Origin of the sequence: Gilliamella sp. B3892, assembly GCF_026536305.1 — a bacterium.
Classification (GTDB): domain Bacteria; phylum Pseudomonadota; class Gammaproteobacteria; order Enterobacterales; family Orbaceae; genus Gilliamella.
This window is the reverse complement of record NZ_JAFNOK010000008.1, coordinates 15,233-30,917: the sequence shown is the minus strand read 5'-3', so window position 1 is coordinate 30,917 and position 15,685 is coordinate 15,233. Positions and strand designations below refer to the sequence as shown.

At 38.0% G+C, this 15,685-nt stretch carries 12 protein-coding genes; 8 read left to right on the top strand and 4 right to left on the bottom strand.

The annotated features are described in order from the left end of the window. Nucleotides 1–18 precede the first annotated feature (18 nt). The 4 genes from lptE to infA all read left to right on the top strand — a co-directional run bounded on the left by lptE (nucleotide 19) and on the right by infA (nucleotide 2,631). Entirely contained in the window at nucleotides 19–513 is a 495-nt protein-coding gene (lptE, locus tag J3U74_RS08825; RefSeq protein WP_267329244.1) for an LPS assembly lipoprotein LptE, read from the top strand. A 9-nt stretch (nucleotides 514–522) separates the two neighbouring features. Next, nucleotides 523–1,527 (top strand): DNA polymerase III subunit delta, encoded by a 1,005-nt coding sequence (holA, locus tag J3U74_RS08820; protein WP_267329243.1) that lies wholly within the window; start codon nucleotides 523–525, stop codon nucleotides 1,525–1,527. Next, a complete protein-coding gene (gene nadD, locus J3U74_RS08815) occupies nucleotides 1,521–2,174 on the top strand; it encodes a nicotinate-nucleotide adenylyltransferase (protein WP_267329242.1) in 654 nt (217 codons plus the stop codon). Before holA ends, nadD begins: the two co-directional genes overlap by 7 nt. A 238-nt stretch (nucleotides 2,175–2,412) precedes the next feature. Then, complete coding sequence (gene infA / locus J3U74_RS08810) at nucleotides 2,413–2,631, top strand: translation initiation factor IF-1 (protein ID WP_025315083.1); 219 nt, start codon at nucleotides 2,413–2,415, stop codon at nucleotides 2,629–2,631. A gap of 358 nt (nucleotides 2,632–2,989) precedes the next feature. Here the strand turns inward: infA and J3U74_RS08805 are convergent, their stop codons facing one another. Beyond that, nucleotides 2,990–4,435: an amino acid permease gene (locus tag J3U74_RS08805; protein WP_220217626.1), complete on the bottom strand. Its 1,446-nt coding sequence runs from the start codon at nucleotides 4,433–4,435 to the stop codon at nucleotides 2,990–2,992. Between the two features lie 218 nt (nucleotides 4,436–4,653). Then, nucleotides 4,654–4,920: a YkgJ family cysteine cluster protein gene (locus tag J3U74_RS08800; protein WP_267329241.1), complete on the bottom strand. Its 267-nt coding sequence runs from the start codon at nucleotides 4,918–4,920 to the stop codon at nucleotides 4,654–4,656. A 114-nt stretch (nucleotides 4,921–5,034) separates the two neighbouring features. On the opposite strand from J3U74_RS08800, the gene yeiP reads away from it, so the two are divergent. From yeiP to J3U74_RS08780, 4 genes are all read left to right on the top strand, one after another. After that, nucleotides 5,035–5,607, top strand: coding sequence for an elongation factor P-like protein YeiP (gene yeiP / locus J3U74_RS08795; protein ID WP_220217628.1), 573 nt, complete (start codon nucleotides 5,035–5,037; stop codon nucleotides 5,605–5,607). A gap of 8 nt (nucleotides 5,608–5,615) precedes the next feature. After that, complete coding sequence (ttcA, locus tag J3U74_RS08790; protein ID WP_267329240.1) at nucleotides 5,616–6,518, top strand: tRNA 2-thiocytidine(32) synthetase TtcA; 903 nt, start codon at nucleotides 5,616–5,618, stop codon at nucleotides 6,516–6,518. 1,382 nt (nucleotides 6,519–7,900) lie between these two features. Continuing rightward, nucleotides 7,901–8,728, top strand: coding sequence for an MBL fold metallo-hydrolase (locus tag J3U74_RS08785; protein ID WP_267329239.1), 828 nt, complete (start codon nucleotides 7,901–7,903; stop codon nucleotides 8,726–8,728). 14 nt (nucleotides 8,729–8,742) lie between these two features. Then, nucleotides 8,743–9,966, top strand: coding sequence for an MFS transporter (locus J3U74_RS08780; RefSeq protein WP_267329238.1), 1,224 nt, complete (start codon nucleotides 8,743–8,745; stop codon nucleotides 9,964–9,966). 49 nt (nucleotides 9,967–10,015) lie between these two features. On the opposite strand, the gene J3U74_RS08775 is transcribed toward J3U74_RS08780, so the two are convergent. Together J3U74_RS08775 and glnE are read right to left on the bottom strand one after the other, a co-directional pair. Next, nucleotides 10,016–12,202, bottom strand: coding sequence for an extracellular solute-binding protein (locus tag J3U74_RS08775; RefSeq protein ID WP_267329237.1), 2,187 nt, complete (start codon nucleotides 12,200–12,202; stop codon nucleotides 10,016–10,018). 637 nt (nucleotides 12,203–12,839) lie between these two features. Then, on the bottom strand, nucleotides 12,840–15,674 hold the full coding sequence (gene glnE / locus J3U74_RS08770) for a bifunctional [glutamate--ammonia ligase]-adenylyl-L-tyrosine phosphorylase/[glutamate--ammonia-ligase] adenylyltransferase (protein WP_267329236.1): 2,835 nt from the start codon (nucleotides 15,672–15,674) through the stop codon (nucleotides 12,840–12,842). Nucleotides 15,675–15,685 lie beyond the last annotated feature (11 nt).

Below are 15,685 nucleotides of genomic sequence, written 5' to 3'. Positions count from 1 at the left end.
ACTACAGGTGGTAATACGATGAAAAAATATTTTGCATTACTCATGTTATTGGCAGTATCACTTACTGGCTGTGGATTTCATTTGCAATATGATACAGAAGTGCCCGAGCGTTTTAAAACTTTAACTTATGTCAGTTACGACCCTTATGGTCGACTGTCACGAGATATTAAAGAGCTATTGAGAGACAATAACGTCACGTTAGTCAATCAAGATAACGGCGGGCAGATACCTTCATTAAAAATTATCAGTGACTCGCTTAATCGTAGCACTATCTCGATTTATCAAGACGGTAAAGCGGCTGAATATCAACTTGTGCTGACCATTCAAGCACAAGTGATTATTGCCGGACAAGATATCTACCCGATTAATGTTCGAGTTTTTAGAACATTTTTTGATAATCCTGCTGCGGCATTGGCAAAAACAGCAGAACAAAATTTAATTGAAGATGAGATGTATCGACAAGCAGCTAAACAAATTATCCGTAAATTAAAATCGGTTGATGCTGTAAATTAAAATATTGTTATGATAAGAATCAATGCAGATCAAATCAGCCACCAATTAGGATCGCCCTACTATCTGTTATTAGGTAGCGATCCTTACTTACAACACTACGCTCAAACCACGCTTCGCAAAGCGATGCAACAAGCGGGCTATGAAGAGCAAAACCTCTTTACGATCGATAACCAAACCGATTGGAACAAAATTTATGACTGCTGTCAGTCATTAAATCTGTTTTCCAGCAAAACCCTGATCTTATTAGATTTTGGCGAAAGTGGCTTAAATGCTGCCATTGCAAGCAAACTTAACACACTTAGCCAAGAGCTAACCGCTGATGTCGCGCTTATCATCAGTTTGAGTAAGATCACCAAAGCGCAAGAAAACGCACCATGGTATAAAGCACTATCCGATAAACTTGTGGTGGTCAACTGCTCAACGCCTGATTTTTCTCAATTACCACAGTGGCTAAATAACCATTTACAACAAAATGAGGTAACAATTGAAAAATCAGCCATTGAACTTTTGTGTTACTATTACGAAGGCAATTTATTAGCCTTAACCCAAATTATTGAGCAGCTTAAGTTATTGTTTCCCAACCAAACTATCAGTTATGAACAGATAGAAAACAATATCAATGATTCGGCTATTTTTACCCCCTATCATTGGATTGATGCCATGCTTGCGCAAAAAACTAAACGAGCGATTCATATATTACAACAACTTAAAGTTAACGATGTTGAGCCGTTGATATTGTTACGCACTATTCAACGAGAGCTTATTTTAGTCATCAATTTAAAAAAAGGCTTACAGCACAAAAACTTCAAGCAGATATTTGATGAATATAAAGTCTGGCAAAACAAAAGAACAATCTATACCGCTTTTTTAAATCGTTTTACGATTAACGATCTCTATGCAGTATTGGCCAAACTGACTGAAATTGAAATCAGTTTAAAGCATGATAATCAGTTAGCAATTTGGGATGCGCTGTCGAGTTTATCGATGCAGTTTATGGGTTTTAAGCAATGTTAACAGCACTACTGGGCGGCACCTTCGATCCGATTCACTATGGACATATCCGGCCGGCAAAAGCATTGGCAAAAGAGGTCGGTTTAACGCAAATTTGCCTGCTCCCGAATCATATTCCACCACATAAACCCCAGCCCGATGCCACAACGGCGGAGCGATTGGCAATGTTAGAGCTTGCGATCGTTGATTTACCGCTGTTTTCAATCGATACAAGGGAGTTAAACGTCGAGGCGGCTCGCCCGTCTTATACTATCGATACGCTGGCACAGTGGCGTAAACAAAACGGCAGCCAAAAAGGGCTTGCCTTTATTATGGGTCAAGATTCCTTGCTTAGTTTACCAAGCTGGAAACAGTGGCAAAACTTACTTGATTATTGCCACCTACTTATCTGCCAACGCCCGCATTATAGTGAAAAAATTACCGATCTGACTTTGGCCAAATGGATTGCCAAGCACCAAACCACAAATGTGGCTGATCTGCATGCTTCGCCAGCGGGCTATATCTATTTTGCCCATACGCCACTTGAGGATATATCAGCAACCCAAATCAGACAAAATATTAACGACCCTAAAAACGTTGAAAACTTGCTACCCCCACCAGTTTGGCGCTATATTCATCAGCATGGGCTTTATAATGCAAAGAAAATTTAGAAAGGACTTTACATCTGGCACTTTTTTCGGCATTATTTTGCCGCTGCATTTATATATTCTAAATTCAGTTTTCTGTGTTTATACTCAAAATCACTAAATTGGCATTAGCAAAAATCCAATAGGCTTTACTTGCAATGTCTAATTTTACCGCTTTTCGTACTCACATTGATTAACATGTGTATTGTCGTGAGTGCAATGAGTATAATTAATTTGTTGTATTTATTAATAAGAGGCCCCAATGGCAAAAGAAGATAACATTGAAATGCAAGGTACTATACTTGATACTCTTCCAAACACGATGTTTCGTGTTGAACTTGAAAATGGTCATGTCGTTACTGCACATATATCCGGTAAGATGAGAAAAAACTATATTCGTATTCTAACTGGCGACAAAGTTACGGTTGAAATGACGCCTTATGATCTTTCAAAAGCTCGTATCATCTTCCGTAGTCGCTAATCGTTATCAGACTTATTGTTTTTTAAATAATTAACCACCTAATCGGTTATTTCTCTTTTTTTAATACAATTGCGTCGACTGATGTCGACGCAAGCGCTTTTCTATTATCTAAAATGAGCCTGTCTATTTGATTCTTGAACATTCAAACCGCAATCGGTAGTAATTAAGTATATTAACTTACGCAAAATCGATTTTATCATCGTGGCTTAATTGATATTTAATTGACTAACGACTACTTTGCTTAGCGCTTTATACTAAAAAAATGGCGCCGATAGTAAGCGGCGCCATTGTATTTTATTCTCATTAAGTCAATCTATCGGCTTATCAACAATTCAAATTGCAACATCCGATAATTGAGTTAATCGACTTGTGAAAAGTCCATATCTTCGTATTTAATCCATTTGGTTTTTTTGACGATTTTATAACCGAAGTAGATCACAAAAAACAGTGGAATACCGATATAAGTTGCTATCACCCCATTCCAGTCAATGGTATCTTGCAAGAATGCTTCATAGTTTTGACCTAAGGTAATGATTAAACAAAGTACAAAGGCAAAAATCGGTCCGAATGGGAAGAAATTCGAAAAGTAAGGCAATTTGTTTAAGTCTAATCGTTGCGCCATGTAGCCTTTTCTAAAACGGTAATGGCTAATGGCAATACCTAACCAAGCAATAAAGCCGGTCATACCTGACATATTGAGTAACCATAAGTAAACTTGTTGGTCTTTAAACATCGAAGTTAAGAAACATAACATAGCAATAATGGTTGTTGCTATTAAAGCAAAGCGTGGTACGCCCGATGAAGATAATCGAGAGAACATTTTTGGCGCTTTACCCTCTTTAGCTAAGGCGTACAGCATACGAGTAGAGGCGTATAAACCTGAGTTACCGGCTGATAATACCGAGGTCAAAATCACCGCATTCATCACCGCCGCTGCCGATAATAAACCAGCATGCTGGAACACTAAGGTAAACGGGCTGACGCTGATGTCGGTTTCATCATTGCGCAATAAATTAGGATCGTCATAAGGTATCAATACGCTGATGATAAAAATTGCGAAAATATAGAACAGTAAAATACGCCAAAACACTTGTCTCATTGCTTTAGGAATATTTCTTTTCGGATCTTCTGACTCACCAGCGGCAATGCCGATAAGTTCAGTTCCCTGAAAAGAAAACCCAACGACCATAGCCACACCAATCATGGATGAAAAACCACCGACAAAAGGCGCATCACCATACCGCCAATTGCCAAAAGCGCTTTTAACCCCATCATGATGTAAGATACTGTAAAACATCGCAATCCCAATAATAATAAAGATAATTACAGTGACTACTTTGATTAATGAGAACCAGAATTCAGCTTCACCAAAACCTTTTACCGATATATAGTTTAAACAAAAAATAATGCTTAAAAATAACAAGCTCCACAGCCAACTATATTCACCAACATCAAACCAATACGAGATAACCAGTTGCGCCGCCACTAAATCAACCGCAACGGTGATCGCCCAGTTATACCAATAGTTCCAGCCAATAGCAAAACCAAACGCTTCATCGACATAACGTGCGCCATAAGTGGCAAAAGTGCCGGAAACCGGAAGGTAAGCGGCTAACTCGCCAAGGCTGGTCATTAAAAAGTAGACCATAATGCCAATAATCGCATAGGAGAGCAGTGCGCCTCCGGGCCCAGCAGTTGCAACGGTCGCCCCCGAAGCAACAAACAATCCAGTACCAATTGAGCCACCGATTGCTATCATGGTTAAATGACGAGCTTTTAAATCCCGTTTTAATTTATAATTCATAACAATATTCTTCTTTTTAAAGAGATTAAATTACATAAAAAAATTCAGTCATAGTCGGCTTTGCTTTTGAATATCAACCAATAACTGAGAAAATCTAACTTAACAGTTTGTGTTTATTTATCTATAACAAATAAAGTGCGGTGAAGTGTAGCAAAAAAACAGCAGTGCGAGATAAATAATTCTAATAATAAGACCAGTTTATTAAATATAAGCAATACTTATACCCTAGTTAGCTGTTCTAATTGGGATAAATAATCGAGTGCCTGCTGGCGACAGTTACCGCACATCTCAAAGCAAGGCTTTAAACGGCCACAGACAGAAGGTCGGGATGATTGCCCAAATAAGCGACAGTGAAAATCTTCATCCAAATGAATACAGGCAACGCCAGCCGGTTTACCGTTAGGCATGCCAGGAATAGCCGATGAGATCGACGGCGCAATACAACAAGCGCCACAATTTTCACGGCATTTAAATAAATCAGTCATCGCATTACCTTTTATTTAACGATCATCGATAAATTTTGTTGGAGACAATAGCAAGATAGCGGTAAAATAGCGAGCTAATTTTTTAACCCCCTTATTAATTGCGAAGAAAATATTATGGCAAAAGCAAATGAGATAAAACGAGGCGATGCGGTCACTTATAACGGTAAATTATTACTGGTCAAAGAAATTGACGTTCAAAGCCCAAGCGCACGTGGAGCAAGCACCCTTTATAAAATGCGTTTTACCGATGTCAGAAATGGCGGTAAAGTTGAAGAACGCTTTAAAGGTGATGATATTATCGACACTATCGAACTATTTCGCCGTCCGGTCAGCTTTTCTTATATTGACGGTGATGAATACGTGTTTATGGATAATGAAGATTACACTCCTTTTATTTTCAAAAAAGAACAAATTGAAGAAGAATTACTGTTTATTCCTGAAGGTGGCATGAATGGCATCCAAGTTTTAATGGCAGACGGTGAAGTTGTTGCATTAGAGTTGCCGCAAACGGTAGATTTAGAAATTATTGAAACTTCACCGAGTATCAAAGGCGCTTCGGCCAGTGCGCGCACCAAACCGGCGACCTTATCAACAGGTTTAGTTATTCAAGTGCCTGAATATATCGATAACAACGAAAAAGTGAAAATTCATATCGCTGAACGTCGTTATATGGGACGAGCGGAATAATTAATAGTATGGTGACAAGTACATATAATCAAAATAAATTGCATAAACGATTGCGTCGTCTAACAGGCGAAGCGATTGCCGACTTTAATATGATTGAAGAGGGTGATCGTATTATGGTCTGTTTATCCGGCGGTAAAGATAGTTATACTTTGCTTGATATTCTGATTAATCTAAAAATAAGCGCACCGGTCAATTTTGAATTGATTGCCGTCAATTTAGATCAAAAACAGCCCGGCTTTCCTGAGCATGTTTTACCGGAATATCTGCAATCGTTAGGTATCGAGTACAAAATTGTGCAGGAAAACACCTACGGCATCGTTAAAGAAAAAATTCCGGAAGGCAAAACGACCTGCTCGCTCTGTTCTCGTTTGCGTCGAGGAATTTTATATCGCACCGCAACCGAACTGGGGGCGACCAAAATTGCGCTCGGTCATCATCGTGATGATATATTAGAAACACTGTTTCTTAACATGTTTTATGGCGGAAAGCTTAAAGCGATGCCACCTAAGTTGGTTAACGACACGGGCGAACATATCATTATTCGTCCGCTGGCTTATTGCAAAGAAAAGGATATCGCCAAATATGCCGACATTAAGCAGTTTCCAATTATTCCTTGTAATTTATGTGGCTCACAACCTAATTTACAGCGACAAGTGATTAAAGAGATGCTTAACGAGTGGGATAAGAAATTCCCCGGACGGATTGAAACCATGTTCCGTGCAACACAAAATATCACCCTATCACACCTTTGTGATACTCACCTTTTCGATTTTAAAGGAATTAAAAAAGGTGATATCGATGAAAATGGTGGCGATTTAGCTTTTGATCGGGAAGAGTTACCACCAATAGTTGGTTTTAATGCTGCTGAGCTTGATGATCAAGAGATGATCCTTTGGAAAGAGGCAAATTAAGCTTAAACTGATCAACGCTATTACGCTATATCGGCGCTAGTTATTACTAACGCCGATAGTTTCTTAAATGTTTTCTTTGATTTCTTATATTTTCAAATTAACTTAATTGTTAATATCATTTATCGCAGCCAAAACTGTTCTTACCAATGATTTCCAAAATAGTTTCTTTTATTTTCAATATTTCCAAATCAACTTATTTTTCACTATCATTTTACACTTATCTAAAAGGTTTACTTTGCTAATCAATGAATAAACATATATTGTCATTTATTATGAGATATAGCCTGATAATTACTGAAGTTAACACCGTTTACCGCTATCAATAATTATCATGATAGATGATTTACTATAGCATTTCTTTAATTTCCAATATCGCCAAAATACTTAATTATTAATCTCATTGATATGATTACCCTGCCAATTAATTAATACTCACATCATCAAATTTCATTATCGATTATAACCCGCTAGCAACTTAAATTAATCCCGTGTATCGCTATCAATAACTAACTCGACAGATTGTTTCTTAAATTGTTTATTTTATTTCCTATATTGCTAAATTAGACTTTGTGATCATAATATTCAAAGTTTATCTAAACTATTATTCCGGCTGATTAATGTAGATAGCTATTAAAGCAATCCATTATAATATATAAACCGTTAGTACCCAATTCAAAACTTATCTTTGTCTCGATCAGTCGACAGCTATTGTTTCTTAATACATTTCTTAAATTTCTTATACCCCTAAATTAACTTGTTTAATCGTACTGTTAAATAATTAATAAAAGGTTGATGTGTAACAGATAAATAACAAATATCATCACGCTTGATTGCATAATATAATCTATTGGTTAGCGAAGCTACAGCTTGCCTTGATACAAGCTTGCACTATCACCAGAATTGTTTAACAGTTTTCTAAATTGGCGTATAAATTTGTTTCCTAAAATGTCAATTAAGTGTTTTTAGTTTCCATATATAAGATTTTATCTAATTAATTATTGATTTAAAGTCTATCTAAGATACTATTTGTAATGATAAATTTATCAAAAGATCGCCCTATTCTATCGTTGAAAAATAGAGATTTATTATTGATTTGTCAGTGTTAGATCAGCGGTGGCATGCGCAATGATCACTGATCGATTAATTAGTATCTAAATTAACTTATTAACACATCAATTAAAGAAAACCTGTTTCTTAATCAATTTATTTGATCCGATCATTTAACGTTAATTTAAAACTTTGATCCTGCTCACGAATTAACAATAAAGTAAGCTAATTTTATTGTGGAATAACCGACCTTCACATAAAATTGAAACGTTCCAATTTTACAACACAGCTTGTAATTTGATCCGTTTAAATAACCTAAATAATAGGAGAACAATGTGAAACTACAGTTTTTAGGTACCGCTGCTTCTGAAGGTATTCCCAATCCTTTTTGTAAATGCGATATTTGTCAAAAAGCACGAATACAAAAAGGTAAAAATATCCGCACCCGAAGTTCGGTAATTATCGATGATATCTTGCAAATCGATTTTGCCCCAGAGTTTAGTTATCAAGTTATGCGTGATAATATTGATGTGACCAAAATCAAAGATCTTCTTTTTACCCATACCCACCCCGACCATTTTAATGTCGGTGATCTATTTAGTCGTATGGTCGATTATGGTTTTAATATCGATCATCCGTTGTCTGTTTATGGCAATGATATTGCGATAAATGGCTGTTTAAACGTTCTACCCGGTTATAGCCCGGAGCGGTTTGTGTTTAATTTGCTGGTGCCATATCAAACGGTAACCAGTTCGGCCGGCTATCGTATTACCCCATTGCTGGCGAATCATGCCAAATGGGAATTTTGTTATATTTACCTGATCGAAAAAGACGGCAAAACGGTACTGCACGGACACGATTCCGGCTATTTTCCGGAGCTCACCTGGCAATGGTTAAAAGCAAGTGGTAAAAAAATCGATTTAGCGGTTTTTGAATGTACTTATGGCTATAAGCAAAATGATCGCACTAATAATCATATGAGTATTGAAACGGTCATTGCTGCGCAAAAACGTATGTTAGATGATGCGATCTTCGACTCTTCAACCCAACTTATCACCTCGCATCACTCACATAGTAGTGGATTTATGCACGACCAATTAGTTGAAATATTTGAACCTTATCATATTCAAGTCGCTTACGACGGCTTAATTAAGACAATTTAATATTGGAGTTTTATATGTCAAAAATACCCAGTTTGCTACTTATGATGTTTTTACAATATTTTGTGCAAGGTGCATGGAATATGGTTATCGGCGCAGTACTTGCTGCTCATGATTTAAAAGAGATTGTCGGTTCAACTTATTCGGTTTTGGGCATAGCTACCATTATTTCGCCACTGTTTGTGGGTATGGTTGCCGATAGATTTATCGCCTCGCAAAAAGTCATGGGCGTGTTACACATTATTAATGCTTGTGTTTTATTTACTATTCCCAATTTTATTCTCAGCGGTAATGTGACCGGCTTTTTAATTATGATCTTTATTGTTGGCTTGCTGTTTTACCCAACTACTGCCTTAGCCAATAGCGTAAGCTTCAGACATATTGACGGTGTTCGTTGGTTCCCAATTGTTCGGGTCTTTGGTACCATTGGTTTTATGGTTGCCGGGTTAATTCTCGGGTTTACCGGTTTTTCAACTTCGATTAATTCGTTTTTACTTGCCGCTGGTGCCTCTGTGGTATATGGCTTATATTGCTTTATGCTACCTAATACACCGCCAAGTGGCAAAAACAAAAAATTCTCGCTACGTGATGTTTTGTGTTTAGATGCGTTATCGCTGTTTAAAGATAAATACTTTACTATCTTTATGCTATCAACCTTTATTTTGATGATAACCAAAACTGCTTATAGTGCTTATCTACCTGTCTATTTACCGGTATTGGGTATTGAGCCAGCGTCCATGATGCAAATTGCCATTGCTACCGAAGTCATATTTATGTTTATGTTATCTTTCTTATTAAGTCGTTATGGATTTAAAAAGATCATCTTATTTGGTGCCATTTGTTGGGTAATTCGCTCTTTAATGCTGTCCTTAGCCGCCACGGCAGGAGGTGTTGAGATGTATTTCTATATTATTGGTACACTACTATTACAAGGTATCTGTTGGGACTTCTTCTTTACAGCCGGGGATATTTATGTAGATAAAAAAGCCGGAACTGAAATTAAAGCTCAAGCGCAAGGATTACGTTTTATTGTTTCCAATGGTTTTGGTCTGTTTATGGCAGCGTCAGTCTGTGGATTTATCAATAATCGGGTTGTAACTGAAAAGTCTTTAGAGCAAGCCGGACCTCAATGGCAGCAGTTTTGGATCTATCCGGCTGTGGTTGCGGCCATTGTGGCGGTCGGATTCTGGTTCTTCTTTAACGATAAAGATGTGATTATGACATCTAAAGCAAAATCCTAAGCAAGTAGCCTTTAACCTATTAATTACAATATTGCTAATAATGCCTTTATTAGCAATATTGCTCGCTGATTAACTCATTAATAAGCGCAATCACTTGCTTAGCACTAAATTGCCCGCTTATCCAACCCGATAAATATTGACCGATAATATGTTCAACTAAGTGCAGATTAATCGCTTTGCCATTGATACTGTTTTCCCGTATACCATTAGCATATTGCAATTGGGCAACCGGTAGCCAGGGTGATTGATTAACAATCGGCTGATTTTGCATAATATTTTTTTGCGCCGTTGCACCGCCCAGTAAAGCAATTTGTTCATTGATTTCAGCCGAATAGAGCCAATCAAAAAAAGTTTTTACCGCTTTGTCTTTTTGACTATATTTAGACATACCCAGCGATCCACCACCAAATAAAGCACGATTACCCGGCACATTGCTATAGCCAATCAATGGTAAAATATCCCGATGATTGATATAGCTAAACAAATTAGTATAGACAATTAGCATTGCCAGTTTACCCTGTTCGAATAAATTAACCGACTGTTGCCACCAACTGGCATCAATGTTGTTTGCTGACTGAATAAAGGTCTGTAATTGGGTTAAGGTACTTAGCGCAATCGAGTGATTTAAACACAGTTTATCTTCATTAAATAATTTTCCACCTTGCGCATAGTAACGAAGTAAAAACTCTGATGCGATAATCTCGTCATTACCCAGCGTAATGCAACTACCATACTCGATTGGGGATTCACTATTATGCTGTTGATTAAAAAATGTGGCGATCTGATTGAAATCTTTAAAATTTGTCGGGATCTGCAAGTGCTGTCGATACTTTTCAAAGTAAGCGCGTTTGATCAACGGATCGTCAAATAAATCTTTACGATAAAACAGCATCTGCACACTCGGATCAAATGGTATGGCATAGGCTTTGTTATCCACATAACTAAATCGCTCAACGATCTCCGGTTGATAGCGTTCAAACAGCGATGCCACATTGAGATCAAGCTCGATTAACGGCTTAAATATGGAAGGCGCAAACCAAGGTAAACCTGCCATATCGAGTCGAACAATATCGATTTGTGGGTGCTGGTCAAAATTCTCAACAATGTCGTAAATCTCATCAAAGGGTTTTACAATTAAGTTGACATCAATACCGCTGACTTTTTTAAAGTGGGGTAGCAATTTTTTAACGGCTTCAGTCGACGGGCTGGGTAAAATCAGAAAATTAATCACTTGCGCCGTTTGCGATAAGCCCCTTACTGCGCTATCGGGTAATTTAGTCGGTAATATAGCGGGTAATAATGAAAAGCCTTTATTAGCTAACGGCGTGATTGGTTTATCTTCAATTAATTTAATGATCTGCTCGCTCAACATCCCATAATTCATATGGTATTGGTAAAAGTCACTTTCATAATAAAAACGGTTATTGGCTAATGTGTAAATGGGTGGGCACTTATCTAAACTGCCAAAAAAGTTAGCGTTTCTGATAAAATGCGCCTGCTCCATATCCATGGTGATAATGGCATGATATTGAGGGTGTTGCTCAGTAAAAAATTGAAAAGATAAATTATAACTGCTTTCTGACGGCGCTGAAGCAATGGAATCTAATCGCACTGAATAATTTTGCTGGGCAAAAGCATTTTCCAGCCCTTGCTTGAACAAATTCGCATGATGATGTTGATAGCTATAGCAAAATAAGCCAATATGCCGATAGTGATGCTTTATCATTTGTGCGGCGATATCCTCGCCTGCTTGTTCAAAATCTAAGGTGATAAATTGCTTAGCTTGAGCCGGTTTGCGATAGACAAAAATGATTTTTTCATCGGCTATTTTAATCGATTGATAATAAGGTTGCGCATCAGCTAAAGCGCTAATGGTGATAACAGCGTGATCACGTTTGACGGCCACTTTTGAGATATGTTGTAATTCAAGCTCTTTTGAGTCATAGGTCAAATAGAGTGCTAGTTCGTAACCTTGATCGTTGGCATAATTAAACAGACCTTCATAAAGGTAAGCGTACTGTTCTTTAGTGATATTGGGCAAAATTACCGATATGGTTTTAGCACTGCCCTCTTTTAAGATTTTGGCTTGTAAGTTAAGTTGATAGCCTAACTGTTGTACGGCTTGTTCAACTAATTTGATTTTTTTGACACTGACATTACCCCGACCATTAAGCACATTTGATACCGTGCCGTGCGATACCCCCGCCAATTTCGCAATATCTTTGATCGTTGCCATTAAATTTAAAACTCCAATAAAATCTAAATCGGTATAAAAAGCTTTTAAGCCGATGTTATCTCACGGCTAACACCGTTAGATTGTCAAGAACTTTCAGAAAATACCTATGTTTAAGTATAAAACTGAGCTATTTTACTTTGTCATTTAGCCAGGCAATCATTTTGGTTCCTAACGTCAGTGATATTATACAGGTAGATTTCTTGTCAAAAACTTTCAGAAAACACCTATGTTTCAGTATAAAACTGAGCTATTTTACTTTGTCATTTAGCCTGCTTTAGCAAGGCAGTCATTTTGCTTCCTAACGTCAGCGATATTATACAGGTAGATTTCTTGTCAAGAACTTTCAGAAAACACCTATGTTTTAGTATAAAACTGAACTATTTTACTTTGACATTTAGCCTGCTTTAGCAAGGCAATCATTTTGCTTGCCTAACGTCAGCGATATTATACAGGTAGATTTCTTGTCAAAAACTTTCAGAAAATACCTACGTTTCAGTATAAAGCTGAACTATTTTACTTTGCCATTTAGCCCGGCTTAGTTTGGCAATCATTTTGCTTGCCTAACGTCAGCGATATTATACTGGCATATTTCTTGTCAAGAACTTTCAGAAAATACCTATGTTTAAGTATAAAAGAGCTAATTGTTGCTTAACCATTTAGCCCAGCTATGTTGGACTATCTCTCTTTCTTGCTTAAAGCTGTCGCTTTCAACCAAACTTGGGCGAAGTTGTAATGCTAATTGATGTATTTCATTACGCATATCAATATAAGCGTTGGTGAGCGCTTGCGCTTCGGTTTCATCCATAATTTGATAATTGGCTGCTAATTCTAAAATACGTACGTTATCACTCCAATGGGTTATTTTAGGATATTGATTGGCATAATTTAGCACAAGATATTGTGATAAAAATTCAATATCGCCAATGCCACCTTCGTCAATTTTTAAATTAAACCGATCCGCTTGGGTAGTGCCTAAATGTAGGCGCATTTTTTCACGCATCTCTCTGACGTCGGTTTTTAATTGGCTTTCATCCCGTGCTTTGCAAAGTACTTGGCGGCGAATTTGGTTAAATTGTTCAATTAGCTCAGCCTCACCATAAACCGCACGGGCTCGCACTAAGGCTTGATGTTCCCATGTCCATGCTTCATGCATTTGGTAATCTTCAAACGCCGTTAAACTACAGGCTAATAAGCCGGCATCGCCCTGTGGGCGCAAGCGTACATCAACTTCATATAAAATCCCAAAGCTGGTACGGACATTAAATAAATGGACAATACGTTGTACCAGTCTTAAATAGAATTGCCGACTATCTATCTGTTTTTCACCATTGGTGACACTACTGGCCGGGCAGTTATGTAAAAAGACCAAATCCAGATCGGAACCATAACCCAGCTCCCAGCCACCTAATTTACCGTAAGCTATCACCACTAAACCTTTTTGGTTGTCAGTGAGATAATCCGGCTTGCCATAACGGCTTACCATTTGATTCCATGCCATTTGTACAACAAAATCCAGTAACGCTTCTGCCACGTAAGTTAGGTGATCACTCACTTTCATGGTGGTTAATACATGCTGCACATCAGCAGCAGCAATATGCAGTAGCTGCATCTGTTTAAACTGACGTAAGGCTTCGAGTTGTTGCTCTTCATCATCAACCGCTATACGCAGTAAATATTGATACAGTTCACTTTTATAAGCATCAGGGGCGACCGTTTGATAGAGCGAGTTGATATCAATCAGTTCATCTAACAAAATGGGATAATGGGCTAATTGGTCGCTGATCATTGGCGATGCGCTACATAAGCGGATCAATTGTTTCAGTGCGGTTGGATACTCAAGCAGTAGCTCCAGATAGGTGGTACGACTAACGATGTTTACCAGTAATGGAAAAATTCTTGGCAGTAAAATAAGTGGTTGTTGTTCATGACAAGTCAAAGCGAGTAATCGTGGCATTAGCTGATCTAAAATCTCACGCCCTCGCACGCCGATTGTTCGTTTGCCGATATCATCTCGAAATTGCAGCAACAATTGACATAGCTGCTGCGCATCTTGCTCGTTTAAGCCGGGTAATACGGCTTTGACATCAGTCAATTGTAAATCCGGCACCCATAGATCATCAAACGGATCATTATCGTGTTTAGATTGGCTCGATTCTGGTATATCTTCGCCAATTAATTCATTAAATATTTGTCGATTAAGTTGCATTCGTTTAGATAAATCATCGCTAAACGTTGACCAGTTATCAAAGCCCATGCTGGTCGCCAGACGTAATTGATCGAGTTCGTTTTCAGGCAGGGTTTGTGTTTGTTCATCATTAATGGCTTGCAAAATGTTTTCAGAGCGGCGTAAAAATAGGTAGTTTTCCCGCAATAAAATCACTTCCTCAACATCCAGTAATCCTTCTTGTTCTATCACCTGTAAAGCGTGTAATAAGGAACGAGTCTGTAACCCCACTACTCGACCGCCTCGAATAAGTTGAAACACTTGTACGATAAACTCAATTTCTCGAATCCCGCCAGCGCCGAGTTTTATATTGTTTTTCAAACCTCGACGACGCACTTCTCGTTCAATCATGCTTTTCATATTACGCAATGATTGTAATACGCTAAAATCAATATAACGACGATAAACAAAAGGTTTTAGCATTTGATAGAGTTCTAAGGTATAAGGATCTTGCTGATCACCTAAGACCTTAGCTTTCACCATGGCGTAACGTTCCCAGTCTCGCCCTTGTTCTTGATAATAATCTTCCATAGCGGAAAAACTGAGCACTAACGGGCCACCGTCACCAAGTGGGCGCAAACGCATATCAACCCGATAAACAAAGCCGTCTTCGGTGACGTGATCGAGCGCTTTAATTAGGCGTTGCCCTAAACGAGTAAAAAAAACCGCATTATCCAGCTCTCGTCGTCCACCTTGAGTATGGCCGTGTTCAGGATAAGTAAATATAAGATCAATATCGGAGGAAAAATTCAGTTCACCCCCCCCTAATTTACCCATACCTAAAATCAGTAAAGGCTGCGCAACTCCCTGCCCATTACAAGGCGTACCCCATTCCTGACAGCTTAACTGGTAGAGCCAATTACGAGCCGTGATAATGATCACTTGAGCAAGTTCACTCAGTTGCAATAGTATTTGTTCATCGGTGCTAATCTTAGTCAATTGAGACCATTCAAGACGAGTCAGGATAAAACGACGAAAACATCTTAATGTTTTCATCAATTGCTCCTCATTGGTGACCGATGCTAATTGTTCATTCAGCCAAGTTTGATAAAATCGTCTTTCATCAGCTTGTGGGGGAGCGCTAATCAATTGCGATAACCAGCTAGGATATCGATTAAATGTATCAATCAGAAAATCACTCTGAATTAAAATATCAAGGCTTGCTTGTAAACAATCACGATCAATGTTTGACAAATTTGCCAGGACTTTCTGTTTTTGTTGATTAAATACTTTTTTCAATTCTGTCATGCTGGTCATTC